Raw genomic sequence first — 18,710 nt, 5'->3', positions numbered from 1 at the left:
ATCAGGCGCCGACGAGTGCCGGTTGGCCTTCATTCTCCGGATGCAGCGGCAACAACGGCGAATGCGGGTCATTTTTGATCGACGCGCGCCACACATCGATCCACGCCGCGTTGTGCTCTGCCCATACCTGCTCGTGCAGGCGGGCCAGCGCAACCGGGTCGCTGAGCAGGGCCAGGCGAGTATTGAGGTCCAGCCCTTTCGGCCCGACTTCCATGGCCTTGGCCACGCGCTCGGCACGCAGCGCTTCGATCGGCGCCGCCTGGCCATGACGGGCAGTGGCCATGGCACAGGCCAGGGCGTTCTGCCGGGGGTCGACCACAGCCCGCACAAAGCCGTCATGCAGGGCATGCCAGCGGTTTTCGTGGGTGTACTGGTCGGTGGCCAGCAACTCTTGTGGGGTGGCGTATTCCTCCGGGATGAGGAACAGCTTCTCGTCCTTGGCCGCAAGGCCCAGGCGAGTGCGGCTGGAAATCACCGAAACCGGGATCGACAGCACCAGCGAGCCAACGATTGGCGCCAGCCACCACAGGAAGCTCGGGTTCAACCACGCCACCAGCGCGGCCCAGGCAATACCCAGCAGGGTTTGCGGACCATGGCGACGCACAGCCTCGCTCCACGGCGTGGAGTCGTCGTCACGCTGTGGCGAGTTCCAGGTCGCCGCCCAGCCGAGGAACGCGGCCAGCACGAAGCGGGTGTGGAAGATCATGCGCACCGGTGCCAGCAGCATGGAGAACAGCATCTCCATCAGCATCGACAGGGTGACCTTGATCCGCCCGCCAAACTCGACGGCGCCCTTGGCCCAGATCAGGATGATGCTGAGCAGCTTGGGCAGGAACAGCAGCACGATGGTGGTGGAGAACAGCGCCACGGCCTTCTCCGGGTGCCACTGTGGCCATAGCGGGTAGAGCTGGTACGGCTCGATGAAGTACTGCGGCTCCATCAGGGTGTTGGTCGCCAGCAACGCCGTCGACAGCACCAGGAACAGGAACCACAGCGGCGCCGACAGGTACGACATCACCCCGGTGAGGAACACCGCACGGTGCACTGGGTGCATGCCCTTGACCAGGAACAGGCGGAAGTTCATCAGGTTGCCGTGGCACCAGCGCCGGTCGCGCTTGAGCTCGTCGAGCAGGTTGGGCGGCAGCTCTTCGTAACTGCCCGGCAGGTCGTAGGCGATCCATACGCCCCAGCCGGCACGGCGCATTAGCGCAGCTTCGACAAAGTCGTGGGAGAGAATCGCACCGGCAAACGCCCCCTTGCCCGGCAACGGCGCCAGGGCGCAGTGCTCGATGAACGGCTTCATGCGGATGATCGCGTTGTGGCCCCAGTAGTGCGACTCGCCCAGCTGCCAGAAGTGCAGGCCAGCGGTGAACAGCGGGCCGTACACGCGGGTGGCAAACTGCTGCATGCGTGCATACAGGGTATCCATGCCCGAGGCTCTAGGCCCGGTCTGGATGATGCCGGCGTCCGGGTTGGCCTCCATCAGGCGCACCAGGCTGCTCAGGCACTCGCCGCTCATGACGCTGTCTGCGTCCAGCACGACCATGTACTTGTACTCGCCCCCCCAGCGACGGCAGAAGTCGTCGAGGTTACCGCTCTTGCGCTTCACACGGCGCCGACGGCGGCGGTAGAAGATGCGGCCGAAGCCTTTGGTTTCGCGGCACACGTCCAGCCAGGCTTGTTGTTCGGCCACGGCAATGTCGGTGTCGTTGGTGTCGCTGAGCACGAAGAAGTCGAAGCGGTCGAGGTTGCCGCTGGCGGCCACCGACTCGAACGTTGCGCGCAGACCGGCGAACACGCGAGGCACGTCTTCGTTGCAGATCGGCATCACCAGTGCGGTACGCGCCTCGGGTGCAATCGGCTCGTTGCCGGCGCTGCTGCCCGAAATCTTGTATTTGTCGCGCCCGGTAAGCAGCTCAAGGAAGCCCATCAGCGCGGTCCAGAAGCCCGCCGACACCCAGCAGAACAGGATACCGAAGAGGATCAGGATGGAAGTTTGCAAGGCATACGGCCACACCTGCACCACGGTATCCCACAGCGGCTGGCTGAGGACTTCGTCAAGGTCGACGAACGACCAGCCCTGGTACGGCAGGATGCCCTTCATGTACCAACCGGCGATGATGGTCTGGCCGATCATCAGGGTCAGCAGGATGTAACGGCGGATAGAGCCCACCGTGCGCCAGCGTGCCGGCGGCAGCTCGCGCTTGGGCGGCTGCGGCGCGTTGGTGCGGCCGGTCATGCGCCGCCACATGCGGATCAGCACGTTGGTGCGCCAAGGCTCGGGCACAACTTTGGTGCGTTTGATCGGCGGGGCGATCTTCAGGCAAAGGCGGCCGCTGCCGTCGACGCCGAGCATTTCGGCCTCTTCCAGCTCGGCGGCGCTGCCCACGGTCAGGCGCGGGCCCACCGAGGCCTGCACGGCCTCGGCAGCGTTGGCGGCCGGGTTGGCCGCCAAGCGTTGGTGCAGCTCACTGAACGACGTGCAGCTGGCGAGTTCCGCCCGTTGCTCGTCACTCAGTGGTAGGTGAGCCAGGTACTCGCCAAGCGATACTGGCCTTGCGTTTGAGTTACTCATCGGCAGGCAACTGATAGCTCCAGGTCTCGGTCAGCACCTTCTCGGTGGTGGCCGGGGTCCCGTTGGTGGGCGCCGCATCGGCGGCAGGTTGTTCGGCCTTGGCAGGTTGCTCAGCCTTGACGGCTTTCTCGGCCTTGGCATGCTTGGCTGCGGCCTTGTCCTGCTTGGCGTCCTGGGCAGGCTTGGCGGTTTCGGCCGGCACATCACGCACCAGCGCGGCACGCATTTCGGTCGACTTGTTAGCTTCCTTGATCTTCAGGCGCAGGGTCAGGCGCCAGCCCTTGGTCTCAGGGTTATAGCGCAGATTGTTCTCGACCACCTCGGCATTGTCGCCAACGCTGATCTGGCTGCGCACCGCGGTGTCTTCCGGCAATGCGGCCAGGGCCGGCCCGGCGAAGTCGACCAGGAAGGCCACGCTGCCGTCTGGCTGGCGGATCAGGTTGGACTGTTTCACGTCACCGGTGGAACGCAGGGTCTGCTTGACCGAGCCCAGCTCAGGGGCCTGGAACTTCGCCTCGTCGATGGTCCAGTGCAGGCGGTAAGCGTACTCGAACGGCTTGCCTGGCTCCGGCAGTTTCTCCGGGCTCCAGAAGGCTACGATGTTGTCGTTGGTCTCGTCGGCGGTCGGAATTTCGACCAGGTCGACGGTGCCCTTGCCCCAGTCGCCCTTCGGCTCGATCCAGGCGCTTGGGCGCTTCTGGTAGTTGTCATCGAGGTCTTCGTAGTCGCTGAACGCGCGCTGGCGCTGCATCAGGCCGAAACCACGCGGGTTCTCGACGCTGAAGTTGCTCACGGCCAGGTGTTTAGGGTTGTTCAGCGGGCGCCACAGCCACTCGCCATTGCCGGCGTGAATCGACAGGCCTTCGGAGTCGTGCAGGGCCGGACGGTAGTTGAGGACCTTGGACGGCTGGTTGGGGCCGAACAGGAACATGCTGGTCAGCGGGGCAATGCCCAGGCGGCTGACCTGGTCACGCAGGAACACGCGGGACTGCACGTCGACCACGGTGTCGTTGCCCGGGCGCAGGGTCAGCTTGTAGGCGCCGGTAGAGCGCGGCGAATCCAGCAGGGCGTAGATCACCAGATGCTTGTCGGCCGGCTTGGGCTTCTCGACCCAGAACTCGGTGAAGCGCGGGAATTCCTCGCCCGACGGCAGCGCGGTGTCGATGGCCAGGCCACGGGCCGACAGGCCATAGACATGGCCCTTGCCGACCACGCGGAAATAGCTGGCGCCAAGCAGGGTCATGATCTCGTCCTGCTTGTCGGCCTTGTTGATCGGGTACAGCACGCGGAAACCGGCGTAACCCAGGTTCTTGGTGGTTTCCGGGTCGTGGGGCACGTCACCGAACTCGAAGCGGCTCGGGTCGTACTTGATTTCCTCGACCTTGGTAGCGGTGACTTCGTTGATTTTCACCGGGGTGTCGAAGTGCATGCCCTGGTGGTAGAACGACAGTTTGAACGGGGTCTTGTCCTTGGCCCACTCGGCCTTTTCCTGCAGGAAATGGATTTTCTGGTAGTCCGCGAACTTCATGTCGCGGAACACCGCCGGCAGGTTGCTTTTGGGTACGTCGTACTTCTGGCCGGCCAGATCCTTTGCCTTGGCTGCAACATCGTCAAGATTGAATGCCCACAGCTGGCCCGCGCTCATCAGGCCGACCAGTGCCACACTGGCCATCAGGGCCTTGCGTAGCCGGATGCCGGGGATTCTTGATGCTTTTTGGGGACTAACAATCACGAGCAACCCTCGCCGAAAACAGATCATGAAACCAACGGCCAGCGACAAATGCCGGGTTGGCGAGCACTGTTCGGACCCCGTGAGGGCGTAATGATTCCCCAAACGGATCCAGACAATGCTCGAGTCAGAGTGAAACGAACCTGCGAACGCAGGTCCATGCAGCGCGCGATTATCCAGCAGGTCGCGTGACAACGCATCAGGCTGAACCAACTATTTATCGTACAAAACCCCTTGTTTTCTTATAAACAAAGGGTTTTTGACCTCATATTTGTAACATAAATGTTACGGGGCCATCATTGACCAGATGCACCTGCATGTCCGCACCGAACTGCCCGCTCGCCACGTTGGCATGCTGGCTCTTCGCTCGCTGCAAAAGATAGTCGAACAATTCAGCTCCGAGGGCCGGCGGCGCTGCCGTCGAGAAGCTCGGGCGCATGCCGTTGCGGGTGTCTGCGGCCAAGGTGAACTGCGACACCAGCAGCAAATCACCCCCGACATCCTTCAACGACAGGTTCATCTTGCCCTGCTCATCGCTGAACACACGGTAGTTCAGCAGCTTGTGCAACAGTTTGTCGGCCTGCTCGCGGGAATCTTCAGGCTCGACTGCCACCAGCACCAGCAAACCCTGGTCGATGGCGCCGACCACCTCCCCCGCCACTTCAACCCGCGCACCGCGCACGCGCTGCAGCAAGCCCCTCATGCTTCTTCCAGGGGCAGGTCAAGCAGGCGGCGGGCCATCTGGTCGGCGGCACGCACCAGCGCATCGGTGATGCCCGGCTCGGACGCAGCGTGGCCAGCGTCACGAATGACCTTGAGTTCGCTGTTCGGCCAGGCCTGGTGCAGGGCCCAGGCGTTATCCAGCGGGCAGATCACGTCATAGCGACCGTGCACGATCACCGCTGGCAGATGGGCGATCTTCGGCAGGTCGCGGATCAGCTGGTCCGGTTCGAGGAAGGCGTTGTTCATGAAGTAGTGGCACTCGATACGCGCAATCGACAGCGCCCGCTGCGGCTCGGAGAAGCGGTCGACCACCAGCGGGTTCGGGCGCAGGGTGGCGGTACGGCCCTCCCAGGTTGACCAGGCCTTGGCAGCGTGCATCTGGGCAATCTGGTCATTGCCGGTCAGGCGCTTGTGGAAGGCCTTGACCAGGTCCCCACGCTCTTCCGGCGGAATCGGTGCGATGTAGTCTTGCCAGTAGTCGGGGAACAAGCGGCTCGCACCCTCCTGGTAGAACCATTCGATCTCCTGCGGCCGGCACAGGAAGATGCCACGCAGGATCAGCCCATGGACACGCTCGGGATGGGTCTGGGCGTAGGCCAGGGCCAGGGTCGAGCCCCACGAGCCGCCAAACAGCACCCATTTGTCGATGCCAAGGTGCTCGCGAATGCGCTCCAGGTCCTCGACCAGGTGCCAGGTGGTGTTGTTTTCCAGGCTCGCATGGGGCGTGGAGCGACCACAGCCACGCTGGTCGAAGGTGATGATGCGGTACAGGTTGGGGTCAAAGTAGCAGCGGCTCTGGGCGTCGCAGCCAGCCCCCGGGCCTCCATGGATGAACACCACGGGCAGACCTTCGGGCGAGCCACTTTCGTCGACATACAGCACATGCGGCGCTTCCACGGCCAGATCGTGCCGGGCGTAGGGTTTGATCTGCGGGTAGAGGGTCTGCATTGCGCACTCCGTGTGAGGATATTGACTGCCGTTGGGCATCATAAACCTGAATTGCGCTTTGAGCATGTTCTCGTACCCTCGAACATGAAAGTTCGAGGACCACCGTACGAATATCTACCACATTCTCCCTGGCCATGTAGCCATAGTCGCTGAGCCTTTCACTGCACACAGGTTCATATGACCATGGAACAAGACACCCGCCTCCCGTATGCGCTGATCGCAGGTAAAACCCCCAACTGGTTGAAAACCGCGGCGCCATCGACCCACGCCCTCATGAAGCAGGTCATGAGCACCCGTGCAACTGCACTGGAGCAGGCATGCCAGACCCAACCGGCCATCGCCAGCGCGCTGACAAGCGAGCATGCGCGGCTGCAGGCGGCCATGGCCGAGGTGCAGGCGCTGTATCGTGCCTTGCCGAACCTGGAAGCATTCGCCAGCGAACAATTGAGCACAGCCATCAAGCAAACCTTCGGGTTTGAGGTAGACGTCTGCAACAACTATCTGCTGGACGTCCGTCACCTCGACAAGCAACCCGGACAAGCGCTGGAAGCTTACAAACATGCCACCCATACATTGCTGGAAAGTGCGCTGCACAACTTCGAGGCCAGCGCAGCAGAGCCCGGTGGCATGGACAACGATAATGCCCTTCTGAAGAAATCGGTGATCCTTGACCACAAAGGTTTCATGGGCACAGTGCCCATCCCCAATTCCCTCGACATCGCACCCGAACGCTTCGCCCGTCTGTGCCGCGAGCTGGATATCGGTGGCCAGTACCAGGCAAAGTTGCAGGCAATCTACTACAGCGATATCAAAACCGGCGCGAGCAACCCGGCAACCTTCGACAAGCTCGCCGAGCTCGAACGCTGCACTTTCACGCAAAGCCTGCACCTCGCCCGGCTGCAGAATGACATCAGCCAGGCTCTCTATGAAACCGCTCTGGCGCTGCCCCTGGATGTTCCAGTGCAGTCCTCCAGCCTGACGTTCAGTGCACTTTCGCTGTGGGATGCGCAGCTGACCCGACTGCGCCTGTTCGATTACCAGGCAGCGGACGGGCACCCATCAGTGGCGCTTTACATTCCGGACGATCCTGAAACACCGCTCAAGGAATTTGCGTCGCAGACAGAATGCGAGCAATGGCTGCGCGATCGCCTGCTTGGCGACATTCACTACCTCGACCACTGCATGAAAGAACGAGACAAGGCCCACCTGAGGGTCCGGCTGCTCGACCGACTGATGCCGTTGACGCTGACGGTAACGGGCGTGCATGAGCGCACCGCAGACCCACATGCCAAGGTGTTGTTGCAGGCACGCCAGCTCAGTGGCTCCCTGTTACAGGGGCTGGTGACGGAAAAGGTGTTTCGCCATGAAGAAGACGTCGCCTTCCATGCCCTGCCCACAACGCTCATGGATACCATCAGTGCGGTAAGTCACCGCGAGCACCTGCTGCAAAAAGCACTGACCACGCTCAACATTGCCGGGTTCTTCGTGCCTGCGATCGGCGAGGTCATGCTGGGGATCTGCGCACTGCAACTGGCTTACGAGGTTTATGAAGGTATCGAAAGCTGGGCCCACGACGATAAGCAGCAGGCTTACCAGTACCTGCTGGACGTGGTGCAAAACGTTGCGCAGATGGCCGCATTCAGCCTGGCCATCAAAGCGGCCGAGGGCGGCGTGAGGGCCGCTGCTGGCGGGCCGGGCGAGCCAACGGTGTTACCAGAGCCAATGCCCGTTGAGACCCCTTCTTTCATCGAAGAGCTCGACGATGTAGAACTCCCCGAGGGCCAGATCAAGCTCTGGAAACCCGACTTGGCGCCCTATGCCCAGCCCATCGACATACCCGACACACTCGGACCAGACGAGCTGGGCCTGCATCATCACCAAGGTAGAACCTGGCTGAAGCTGGACGGCCAGACCTACGCGGTCAGGCGCTTACCCCAAGGCGATGGATATCGCATCGAACACCCAACCCGGGCGAATGCCTACCAGCCACCACTGCGTCACAACGGCGCCGACATCTGGCTGCACCCACTGGAACATCCCGAACAATGGCAGGAACAGCAATTGTTGCGTCGCTCCGGAACAGCCAACGAAGGGTTTGACGACGACACCGCGCAGCGCATCTTGCGGGTCAGCGGCATCAGCGAGGATGTGCTGCGCAAGGTGCTGTGCGACAGCCAGCGCCTGCCTGGACAGCTGGAAGATACCTTCACCCGCTTCAAATTGTACCGGGCCATTGAGCAGGCGAACGCCCAGGCATTACCCGGTCAGATTCAACGCGACTTTTACCAGCAGTACCAGCGCCTTCCTGCCAGCCAGGCGCCGGGGGCAGACCTGCTGCGCACCCGCTATCGGCAGCTCCCTTCCCCGGTCATCGAAGAGCTGCTACACAATGCTACCGCCAGCGAACTGGCCGACCTGGGCGATGGCAAGGTCCCCAGGCGCCTGGCCGACGAAGTTCGCCTGCTCCAGCAACAGCTCAGGCTCAACCGTGCTTACGAAGGGTTGTACCTTGAGCAGTTGCGCAACTGGGACACCGATTGCCTGGTCCTGCATACCCTTGCGCGATTGCCCGCCTGGCCGGCGGATACCGGCATCACCCTGGAACAGCGCATGCACTCGCCCAACCAGAGCGCCCGGATCGGTCCCGTTGATGCGGCGCAGAATCCGACGATCATCAGTGCCCGGGCTGGCTACTTGCTGATGCACAGCGAAACACCCGATGCCCCCTTGAATGCCCATGCCACCTTGTATGGCGCCCTGTTCGAAGCCCTCAGCGAAGCACAGCGCACGGCGCTGGGGATCGACGATGAGGCGGCACTCAAGGCATTGGTGGTACACGCCCAGTGGCTGCCACGCCCAGCACTGAGGCAGGTATTGGGCCTGCAGCCGATAAAGCCTGAATTCCGTTCGCCCATGCGCCTGTCCGATGGCCGTCTCGGCTACCCGCTGGGCGGAGCCCGCCCGCGCGCCACCAGTTTTTCACGGCATACACTGCTCAACAGAATCAGGCAGATCGGCCTGTACCTCCCCCTACCCCACCCCGCCGAACAGACGCTGGCAACGCTGGAAAGCCGCAACCTGGACCGCAGTGCGATCAACGACCTGCTCGACACGCTCCTGGAGCAACGCCACCAGTTGCAGTCGAGCCTTGACAACTGGCGGCAGAGGGGCGAAGCGCTGACCCACCAGAGTGCGAACGAATTCGAGCAGTTGGCAGGTAGCATTTTGCAGCACTGGTATGATCGAGCCTTCGCAGCAAGCCCCGATCCGGGCAATCCGTTACGGCTGCAGCGCCTGTCCCTGTTGGATTTCCCCCTTGAGTTACCGACGTTCTTCACCGCAGGCGTACGTGAGCTGCAATTGCTCGAGACCCAGCCCGAGCGCTTTGAAGGCTTAGGCGAACACACCTCACGCCTGAACAGCCTGCTGCGGCAATTCGCCAATCTCACAACGCTGGAGATCAGCCGCGCCTACCGGCCTGAGGCGCCTCCTTCGCCGTTCCAGTCCAGCTTGCCCCTGATCGCAGAGCATCTGCCCTCACTGCAATCGCTGAGCCTGATCAACCAGAATATGGTAATTGCCACCTCCGATATCGACAGCCTTACGGCCTTGGGCGAGCTGCGCCGCCTGGACCTCAGCGGAAATCGCTTTTCCGACGACTCGCCGCCCGATTTCAACCGCCTGGAGCTGACTCATCTCGGCCTCGATAACATGCAGCTGGAGCATTGGCCCAACGGGCTTGGCTGGCACGTTGCCCACGAAATCCGCGAAATCTCCCTGCGCAACAACCGGATCACCTTACTGCCCCATTTCCTGCTGCAACACATTGTCGGTATTACCCGACATCCCCAGCTCTTTCTGCAAGGCAACCCGATCAGCTATGACGACATGCTGACCGTGATGCTCCGCAGAGACGAATTTCAGACACGTTTCGAGTGGGACCAGCCAGCCGATTTTCGTGAGCTCCTTGACCAGCACCTGCAGATGCGTCAACAGTTGCACGACCTTCTGGACAACTATGTCAACGCTTCCTCCTCCACCACAGTGGTCAGCCAGGCTGTATTGGCGGGCAGAATGCGCATCGAGAATGCCTTGAATCAGTTCTGGATTGCTCAGGAGACGCGTCAGTACAGCCCCGCGCTGTACCTGTCAGGCATTGCACTGGAGCTGTTCCCGACTCGTCTGCCCACATTCCTCAACGAACGCGTACATACCCTCTACCTGAACAATGTCAGCGGCACCACAGCACAGTTGCAAGACCTGCTTGGTCGATTCCCGCACTTGGTCCGCTTGACTGCAGATAATTTCGTCCGGGCTCAACAAGACCTGCCGATGGCACTGCAGCGGTCCTCTGAACTTCATTCTCTGTCCTTGAACAATGTCGGGCTGGAGATCGATCAGCGTTTCATGGATGCCTTGGCACCCCTGCAAAGACTCGAAGTACTGGACCTCAGCAACAACCGCTTGGGCACGATCGTCAGTGCGCCACCTGCGCTGAGGTCGCTGCGACGCCTTGATCTTTCCCGGGCGGACCTCGAGCAGTGGCCCGCCTGGGTGGATCGTCTGTTGCCCCTGGAGGTGCTGGACCTACGCCATAACCATATCAGGGAGCTGCCACAGCACATTCAGGAAAACCTTCACAACAACGTGCTCGTCAGCACGATCGACCTGGGCGGCAATCCATTGTCGGAGCAAGCGGTTCACCGCGCACGAGGGATATCGGAGAGCGAAGGCAGCTTCACACTGAGGTACGATGCCCCAGACGAATGGGACCAAGACTTGCTTGACGAATTTTTCCGCAACTTTGGCGGACAGGTCATCGACGACGCCCCCGTGCTCACGGACTGGCTGCAGGCCTCGGAGCCTGAAAACGAAGCCCTGCGCGACATTTGGGAGCAACTTCAGGCGTCGGGCGACGCCCAGGACCTGCTTGCCCTGATAGGCCGGTTGAAAAACACCTCCACCTACCAGAATAACGAAACCCGCGTGGCGTTCTGCAAGCGGGTGCGACAGGTGCTGGTCAGGGCGTTGCTCAACCCGGACGAGCGGGCACTGTTCAACATCCAGGCCAGTGAAGCCCTGACGCAGGAAAATGGCAGCCGAACTTGTCACGACGGTGCACTGCTGACATTCAAGAACATCGAGTTCTACATCGCCAGTGAGTACCTGCAGTTCGAAGGCGCGGACAACCAGGCCAACCTCTACCGTGAAGTGCGCCGGCTGTACCGCGTGCATGCGGTGGATGAACTGGCGACCCGCGAAGCCGGGGACCGGGATATAGCCGAAGTGCGCCTGACTTACCTGCGTGAACTGAATGCGCCCCTGCAGCTAGGCCTGCCTGTCGACAGGCTGCGCTATGCGATCAACCCCAGTATCGACGAATTGATCGATGCCGAGGTGCAAGTTCAGCGCGGCGAGCTCGGGGAGGACTTCCTGCGCTTTGCCTCCGCCAATGAAGTGTGGGTCCAGCATTTGCGCGAGGCCTACCCGGAGCGTTTCGCGCAAATCGAGGACAGCTACCGAGGCCAGGTGATCGAATTGCAGGATCGTTATCCAGAACGGTCACTGGACACCCTGGCGGATGAGTTCAACGCACTGGAAAGAAGACGGCAGGCTCGCGAATTACACTTGATCCGCGAACTCACCGTCTGGGCCGACCCTGATCGCAGGCCTCGTTCTTCAAGCGAGTGACCTGGCTCAAGGCCCTAAGCGGCCGGCTTCCATGCCAGCATGGTTTCGAGCAGTTTGCGCAGCACACCCTGGGTTTGGTGCGCAAGCTGTTCGCAATAGGCGAACGGCTCGCACTCTTGCATATAGGTGCTTTGCGCCAGCTCCAGCTGCACGGCGTGGATGCCGTCGCATGGCTGGCCGTAATGACGGGTGATGTAGCCGCCCTTGAAGCGCCCGTTCAGCACATGGCTGAAATCCACCGCCTCGGCGCAAACGCCTTGCAGTTGCTCTGCCAGTCGCGCATCGCAACTGGCGCCATTGAACGTACCGAGGTTGAAGTCCGGCAACTTGCCCTCGAACAGGTGCGGGATCTGGGAGCGGATCGAGTGGGCGTCCCATAGCAGTGCATAACCGAACTGATCACGCAGGCGCAGCAGCTCTTCACGAAGGGTGTCGTGGTAAGGCCGCCAGATACGTTCCAGATAACTCGCGCGCTCGGCTGCCGAGGGTGCCTTGCCCTCCTTGAACAACGGCTCGCCGTCGAACAGCGTGGCCGGGTACAGCCCGGTGGTCGCGCCGACATACAGCGGTTGGTCATCTTCAGGCCGGTTCAGGTCGATTACAAAGCGCGAATACTCCGCCGCCACCACGCTCGCACCCAGTTCCCAGGCAAAATCGTACAGACGCGGGATGTGCCAGTCGGTGTCAGGCAAGCTGCGCGCCGCATCGACCAGCCCCTCGTCCACGGCGGGAGTCAGTTTCAGGCCGGCGTGCGGCATGCTGATCAACAGCGGCAAGCGGCCTTGGTGAAAACTCAGAACCTTGTCCATCGTGCCTCGCTCAGTTGGAGATTTCGTGGCCCTTGCGCACCACGCGCTTGGGCAGGTCGCCACCCAGCCAGTAGGCCAAGTCGGCGGGGCGTTCGATTTGCCAGGCGACGAAGTCGGCTACCTTGCCCACTTCCAGCGAGCCGTGGCTGTCCCCCAGGCCCAACGCCGTGGCGGCATGCACAGTGACGCCGGCCAAGGCTTCTTCCGGGGTCATGCGGAAACAGGTGCAGCCCATGTTCAACATCAGCCGCAGCGACAGCCCTGGCGAAGTACCGGGGTTGAGGTCGCTGGCCAGGGCAATTTTCACCCCGTGGCGGCGCAGTGCATCCATGGGTGGCAACTGGGTTTCGCGCAGGAAATAGAAGGCGCCCGGCAGCAGCACGGCGACCGTGCCGGCTGCAGCCATGGCAATGGCGTCCTCCTCGGTCATGAACTCCAGGTGGTCGGCCGACAGCGCCTGGTAGCGGGCCGCCAGGCTGGAGCCATGCAGCGACGACAGCTGTTCGGCGTGCAGCTTGACGGGCAGGCCCAGTTCGCGGGCCTTGATGAACAGCCGCTCGACCTGGGCCGGGGAGAACGCCAGGTGTTCGCAGAAGGCATCCACCGCGTCCACCAGGCCTTCGGCGGCCAGGGCCGGCAGCATCTCGTCACAGATGTGCGCGATGTAGTCGTCGGCCCGGCCGGCATACTCCGGCGGCAGGGCATGCGCAGCCAGGCAGGTGGCGCGCACCGCCAATGGCAGCTCGTCTGCCAGGCGCCGGGCCACGCGCAGCATCTTGCGCTCGTTGGCCAGGTCCAGGCCGTAGCCGGACTTGACCTCAAGGGTGGTTACGCCATCGCGCATCAGCGCCTGCACCCGCTGGCGGGCACTGGCGAACAACTCGTCCTCGCTGGCCGCACGGGTGGCCCGCACGGTGCTGGCGATACCGCCGCCCTGCGCGGCGATTTCAGCGTAGCTGACGCCTTGCAGGCGCTGCTCGAACTCGCCGCTGCGGTTGCCACCGAACACCGCGTGGGTGTGGCAGTCGATCAGCCCGGGGGTGACCCAGGCGCCGCCCAGGTCCACCGTGCGGTCAGCGTCAACCGCTGCCAGCTCGGCGCGTGGGCCGATCCATTCGATCAGGCCGGCGCTGGTGACGATGGCCGCGTCTTCGATGGCCGAATAACGGCCCTCGGCCATGGTTGCCACATGGCAATGCTGCCAGAGGGTTCTCATGCACAATCTCCTTTGCTAGCGGTGCAGCTCGACCGGCTCTGCTACTGGCTGGCCCTGCCCTGCGCGTGGCTTGCACCACAGCAGGTAGGAGGCCACCAGGAACACCACCCATATCACGCCGACGATCAATGCCGCCTGGGTATCCGGGAAGTAGCCGAGCACGCCAAAGATGAACACCATGAACGCAATGGCCATGGCTGGGCCATAAGGCCAGAAGGGTACCGGGAACTTGAGCTGGGCCACTTCTTCACGGCTCATGCTGCGGCGCATGGCCACCTGGGTGAGCAGGATCATCAGCCACACCCAGACGGTGGCGAAGGTGGCGATCGAAGCGATCAGCAGGAACACGTTCTCGGGGATCAGGTAGTTGAGCAACACGCCGATCAGCAGCGCAGCGCCCATCACCACCACGGTCATCCACGGCACGCCGTGTTTCGACAGCTTGCCGAAGCTGCGTGGCGCATGGCCTTGCTGGGCCAGGCCATACATCATGCGGCCTGCGCCAAAGATGTCACTGTTGATGGCAGAGATCGCGGCAGAAATCACCACCACGTTCAGCACTGCGGCGGCAGAGCCAATCCCCAGGTGGCTGAAGATCTGCACGAACGGGCTACCTTCGCTGCCGATCTGCGGCCACGGGTACAGGCACATCAGCACAAACAGGGTGAGCACATAGAACAGCAGGATGCGCAGCGGCACGGCGTTGATTGCCTTGGGGATAACACGCTGCGGGTCCTTGGCCTCACCGGCAGTGACACCAATGATCTCGATACCGCCAAAGGCGAACATCACCACGGCAAAGGAGGCAATCAGCCCGCCCACGCCATTGGGCATGAAGCCACCGTGGTCGAACAGGTTGCTTACCCCCACGGCATGCCCGGTACCGACCTGGCTGAAGCCGAAGGCCATGATGCCGAGGCCGGCCAGGATCATCGCGACGATGGCGCCGACCTTGAGCAGCGACAGCCAGAATTCCATCTCGCCAAAGACCTTGACGTTGCACAGGTTGAGGCCGCCGATGACGAAGACGATGCCCAGCACCCAGACCCAGCGGGCTACCTCCGGGAACCAGAAGCCCATGTAGATACCGAAGGCGGTAACGTCGGCGATGGCGACGATGACCATCTCGAAAGCGTAGGTCCAGCCGAGGATAAAGCCGGCCATGGGGCCGAGGTAGGTGCTGGCGTAGTGGCCAAAGGAGCCGGCCACCGGGTTGTGCACAGCCATTTCGCCAAGGGCGCGCATGACCATGAACACGGCGGCGCCGCCGATCAGGTAGGCCAGCAGCACGGCCGGGCCGGCCATCTGGATGGCCGAGGCCGATCCGTAGAACAGCCCGGTACCGATGGCGGAACCGAGGGCCATGAAACGGATGTGGCGGGCACTTAGCCCGCGCTTGAGACCTTGAGCTTGTTGCATGTCACGTCCTTAAATTGTTTTTGTGGTCGTGAGATCAGGGGGGCGCCATGCAACCCCATCGCGAGCAAGCTCGCTCCTACAAGGGAACGCGTTGCCTTTGGAGGAGCGAGCTTGCTCGCGATGGGCCGCAACGCGGCCCTAGGGGCATTACAGGCTTGGCAGTACACCCGCCGGCAGCAAACCGGTCAGACTACCCTTGGCCAACAGTTCCACAGCCTTTTCGATGTCTGGTGCAAAGAAACGGTCACGGTCATAGTGCGGCACTTCGCTACGCAGCGCCTGGCGCGCTTGCTCCAGCTTGGCGGAAGTTTTCAGGCCTTTGCGCAGGTCCAGGCCCTGGCAGGCGCCCAGCCATTCGATGGCCAGCACGCCACGGGTGTTTTCGGCCATTTCCCACAGGCGCTTGCCGGCAGCCGGGGCCATCGACACGTGGTCTTCCTGGTTGGCCGAGGTCGGCAGGCTGTCCACGCTGTGCGGGTGCGACAGGGCCTTGTTCTCGCTGGCGAGAGCGGCAGCGGTAACCTGCGCGATCATGAAGCCGGAGTTGACCCCACCGTTTTCCACCAGGAACGGCGGCAGCTGGGACATGTGCTTGTCCATCATCAGCGAGATGCGGCGTTCACTGAGCGAACCGATTTCGGCGATGGCCAAGGCCAGGTTGTCGGCGGCCATGGCCACCGGTTCGGCGTGGAAGTTGCCGCCGGAAATCACGTCACCTTCGGCAGCGAACACCAGCGGGTTGTCGGACACGGCGTTGGCTTCAATGCCCAGCACCTCGGCGGCCTGGCGCAGCTGGGTCAGGCACGCGCCCATGACCTGCGGCTGGCAGCGCAGCGAGTACGGGTCCTGAACCTTGTCGCAGTTCTTGTGCGACAACGACACTTCGCTGGCTTCGCCCAGCAGGTCGCGGAAGCAGGCGGCGGTGTCGATCTGGCCGCGCTGGCCACGCGCTTCGTGAATACGCGCATCGAACGGCGAACGCGAGCCCAATACGGCCTCGACGCTGAGGCCGCCGCAGGCGATGGCCGCCGCGTACAAGTCTTCGGCATGGAACAGGCCGCGCAGGGCATAGGCGGTGGACGCCTGGGTGCCATTGAGCAGGGCCAGGCCTTCTTTTGCAGCCAGGGTCAGCGGTTCGAGCCCGGCAACTGCCAGGGCTTCGGTGGCCGACAGCCACTGGCCCTTGTAACGGGCTTTGCCTTCGCCCAGCAGCACCAGTGACATATGTGCCAGGGGCGCCAGGTCACCGGAAGCACCCACCGAGCCTTTCAGCGGGATGTGCGGGTAGACTTCGGCGTTGACCAGGGTGATCAACGCGTCGATGACTTTGCGACGAATACCGGAGAAGCCACGGCTGAGGCTGTTGATTTTCAGCACCATGATCAACCGCACCAGGTCGTCATCCAGCGGCGCGCCGATACCGGCGGCGTGGGACAGCACCAGCGAGCGCTGCAGGTTTTCCAGATCGTGGCTGGCGATGCGGGTCGAGGCCAGCAGGCCGAAACCGGTGTTGATCCCGTAGGCGGTGCGGTCTTCGGCAATGATCTGCTCGACACAAGCGACGCTGGCGTCAATGGCCGGCGCGGCGCTGGCATCCAGTTGCAGGCGCACAGGCGCGGCATGGATCGCGCGCAGCTGGGCCAGGGTCAGGGTGCCGGGCTTGAGGGTGAGTTCAGTCACGTTACTACTCCAAATCGCGTGGAGCCGCAGGCCCGTTCGTGGGTGCCTGCGCGCTCCTTCTTGTTGTTCAGTATCACCCCTGGCGGGGTGCGATCCAAAGCGTGGCAATCAGCCAGTGATCATCGGCAGGTCCAGGCCCTGCTCCTTGGCGCAGTCGATGGCGATGTCATAACCGGCATCGGCGTGGCGCATGACGCCAGTCCCTGGGTCGTTGGTCAGTACACGGGCGATGCGCTCGGCGGCTTCATCGGTGCCGTCGCAGACGATGACCATGCCCGAGTGCTGCGAGAAGCCCATGCCCACGCCACCACCATGGTGCAGCGACACCCAGGTAGCGCCGCCTGCGGTGTTCAGCAGGGCGTTGAGCAGCGGCCAGTCGGACACAGCGTCCGAGCCATCACGCATGGCTTCGGTTTCGCGGTTGGGGCTGGAGACCGAACCCGAGTCCAGGTGGTCACGGCCGATCACGACCGGCGCCGACAGCTCGCCGCTGCGGACCATTTCGTTGAAAGCCAGGCCCAACTTGGCGCGCAGGCCCAGGCCAACCCAGCAGATACGTGCTGGCAGGCCCTGGAAGCTGATGCGCTCGCGGGCCATGTCCAGCCAGCGGTGCAGGTGGGCGTCGTCGGGGATCAGTTCCTTGACCTTGGCGTCGGTCTTGTAGATGTCCTCGGCCTCGCCAGACAGCGCCGCCCAGCGGAACGGGCCTACGCCGCGGCAGAACAGCGGACGGATATAGGCAGGGACGAAGCCCGGGAAGTCGAAGGCATTGGCCACGCCCTCTTCCTTGGCCATCTGGCGGATGTTGTTGCCATAGTCGAAGGTCGGGACACCCTGCTTCTGGAAGTCCAGCATAGCCTGCACGTGCACAGCCATCGACTGCTTGGCCGCCTTGACCACAGCAGCAGGTTCGGTCTGCGCGCGGTCGCGGTACTGTTCCCAGGTCCAGCCCGCAGGCAGGTAGCCGTTCAGAGGGTCGTGGGCGCTGGTCTGGTCGGTGACCATGTCGGGGCGTACGCCACGCTTGACCAGCTCTGGCAGGATTTCGGCGGCGTTGCCATGCAGGGCGATGGAAATGGCCTTGCCTTCGCCGGTGTATTTGGCGATACGCGCCAGAGCGTCGTCGAGATCAGTGGCCTGCTCGTCGACGTAGCGGGTTTCCAGGCGGAAGTCGATGCGGCTCTGCTGGCATTCGATGTTCAGCGAGCAGGCGCCGGCCAGGGTAGCCGCCAATGGCTGGGCGCCGCCCATGCCGCCGAGGCCTGCGGTGAGTACCCACTTGCCTTTCAGGCTGCCACCGTAGTGCTGGCGACCGGCTTCGACGAAGGTTTCATAAGTGCCCTGGACGATGCCCTGGCTGCCGATGTAGATCCAGCTGCCGGCGGTCATCTGGCCGTACATGGCCAGGCCTTTGGCGTCCAGTTCGTTGAAGTGCTCCCAGTTGGCCCAGTGCGGCACCAGGTTGGAGTTGGCAATCAGAACGCGCGGGGCATTGCTGTGGGTCTTGAACACGCCGACCGGCTTGCCCGACTGCACCAGCAGGGTTTCGTCGTCTTCCAGGCGGGTCAGGGTTTCGACGATCTTGTCGTAGCATTCCCAGTTACGCGCGGCGCGGCCGATACCGCCGTACACCACCAGTTCTTTCGGGTTTTCCGCAACCTGTGGGTCGAGGTTGTTCATCAGCATGCGCAGTGGCGCTTCGGTCAGCCAGCTTTTGGCGGTCAGCTTGTTGCCACGTGGGGCACGGATTTCAACGTCACGGTATTTGTTGTTGTCGGTCACGGGAAAGGTCCTCTGCGGTCGTCCGCGGGCGGGTATGTCGTGGTCAATATACAAACACACCTTTACTTGTATGTACAAGCATGGACAACCAAAATAATTGGACCTTGCCGTTCCTGGCTTGAGTTGTGTGGCGGCGCA

At 62.7% G+C, this 18,710-nt stretch carries 10 protein-coding genes; 1 reads left to right on the top strand and 9 read right to left on the bottom strand.

Annotated features, from left to right (window positions below; all coding sequences use genetic code 11):
- Window position 1: 1 nt before the first annotated feature.
- The 4 genes from mdoH to pip form a co-directional block, all read right to left on the bottom strand.
- Window positions 2-2,575, bottom strand: a complete 2,574-nt coding sequence (gene mdoH / locus AC07XM_RS07745; RefSeq protein WP_060516893.1) for a glucans biosynthesis glucosyltransferase MdoH — start codon at window positions 2,573-2,575, stop codon at window positions 2-4.
- Window positions 2,568-4,307: a glucan biosynthesis protein G gene (locus AC07XM_RS07740; RefSeq protein ID WP_033734161.1), complete on the bottom strand. Its 1,740-nt coding sequence runs from the start codon at window positions 4,305-4,307 to the stop codon at window positions 2,568-2,570. Before AC07XM_RS07740 ends, mdoH begins: the two co-directional genes overlap by 8 nt.
- Before the next feature lie 262 nt (window positions 4,308-4,569).
- Complete coding sequence (gene dtd, locus AC07XM_RS07735; RefSeq protein ID WP_016489575.1) at window positions 4,570-5,007, bottom strand: D-aminoacyl-tRNA deacylase; 438 nt, start codon at window positions 5,005-5,007, stop codon at window positions 4,570-4,572.
- Window positions 5,004-5,975 carry a prolyl aminopeptidase gene (pip, locus tag AC07XM_RS07730; RefSeq protein ID WP_016489576.1) on the bottom strand — a complete coding sequence of 324 codons (972 nt, stop codon included), beginning with the start codon at window positions 5,973-5,975 and terminating at the stop codon, window positions 5,004-5,006. Before pip ends, dtd begins: the two co-directional genes overlap by 4 nt.
- Window positions 5,976-6,158: 183 nt before the next feature.
- On the opposite strand from pip, the gene AC07XM_RS07725 reads away from it, so the two are divergent.
- Complete coding sequence (locus tag AC07XM_RS07725; protein WP_158248160.1) at window positions 6,159-11,666, top strand: dermonecrotic toxin domain-containing protein; 5,508 nt, start codon at window positions 6,159-6,161, stop codon at window positions 11,664-11,666.
- A 14-nt stretch (window positions 11,667-11,680) separates the two neighbouring features.
- Here AC07XM_RS07725 and hutG read toward each other — a convergent pair whose 3' ends face one another.
- From hutG to hutU, 5 genes are all read right to left on the bottom strand, one after another.
- Window positions 11,681-12,475: an N-formylglutamate deformylase gene (gene hutG, locus AC07XM_RS07720; RefSeq protein ID WP_023048801.1), complete on the bottom strand. Its 795-nt coding sequence runs from the start codon at window positions 12,473-12,475 to the stop codon at window positions 11,681-11,683.
- Between the two features lie 10 nt (window positions 12,476-12,485).
- Window positions 12,486-13,691, bottom strand: a complete 1,206-nt coding sequence (gene hutI / locus AC07XM_RS07715; RefSeq protein WP_060516896.1) for an imidazolonepropionase — start codon at window positions 13,689-13,691, stop codon at window positions 12,486-12,488.
- 15 nt (window positions 13,692-13,706) lie between these two features.
- Window positions 13,707-15,110: an amino acid permease gene (locus AC07XM_RS07710; RefSeq protein ID WP_016489580.1), complete on the bottom strand. Its 1,404-nt coding sequence runs from the start codon at window positions 15,108-15,110 to the stop codon at window positions 13,707-13,709.
- 147 nt (window positions 15,111-15,257) lie between these two features.
- Window positions 15,258-16,790 (bottom strand): histidine ammonia-lyase, encoded by a 1,533-nt coding sequence (gene hutH / locus AC07XM_RS07705; protein WP_016489581.1) that lies wholly within the window; start codon window positions 16,788-16,790, stop codon window positions 15,258-15,260.
- A 108-nt stretch (window positions 16,791-16,898) separates the two neighbouring features.
- Complete coding sequence (gene hutU / locus AC07XM_RS07700) at window positions 16,899-18,572, bottom strand: urocanate hydratase (RefSeq protein ID WP_023048244.1); 1,674 nt, start codon at window positions 18,570-18,572, stop codon at window positions 16,899-16,901.
- Window positions 18,573-18,710 lie beyond the last annotated feature (138 nt).

The organism is Pseudomonas sp. GW460-LB5 (genome assembly GCF_059423245.1).
Note: the sequence above shows the minus strand (reverse complement) of the source record. Positions and strands in the feature narration are given on the sequence as shown.

Excerpts from the sequence above, each read along its gene's own strand:
- hutI (WP_060516896.1), bottom strand. The coding sequence starts at position 13,691 with ATGAGAACCCTCTGGCAGCATTGCCATGTGGCAACCATGGCCGAGGGC.
- pip (WP_016489576.1), bottom strand. The coding sequence starts at position 5,975 with ATGCAGACCCTCTACCCGCAGATCAAACCCTACGCCCGGCACGATCTG.
- AC07XM_RS07710 (WP_016489580.1), bottom strand. The coding sequence starts at position 15,110 with ATGCAACAAGCTCAAGGTCTCAAGCGCGGGCTAAGTGCCCGCCACATC.
- mdoH (WP_060516893.1), bottom strand. The coding sequence starts at position 2,575 with ATGAGTAACTCAAACGCAAGGCCAGTATCGCTTGGCGAGTACCTGGCT.
- AC07XM_RS07725 (WP_158248160.1), top strand. The coding sequence starts at position 6,159 with ATGGAACAAGACACCCGCCTCCCGTATGCGCTGATCGCAGGTAAAACC.
- hutG (WP_023048801.1), bottom strand. The coding sequence starts at position 12,475 with ATGGACAAGGTTCTGAGTTTTCACCAAGGCCGCTTGCCGCTGTTGATC.
- dtd (WP_016489575.1), bottom strand. The coding sequence starts at position 5,007 with ATGAGGGGCTTGCTGCAGCGCGTGCGCGGTGCGCGGGTTGAAGTGGCG.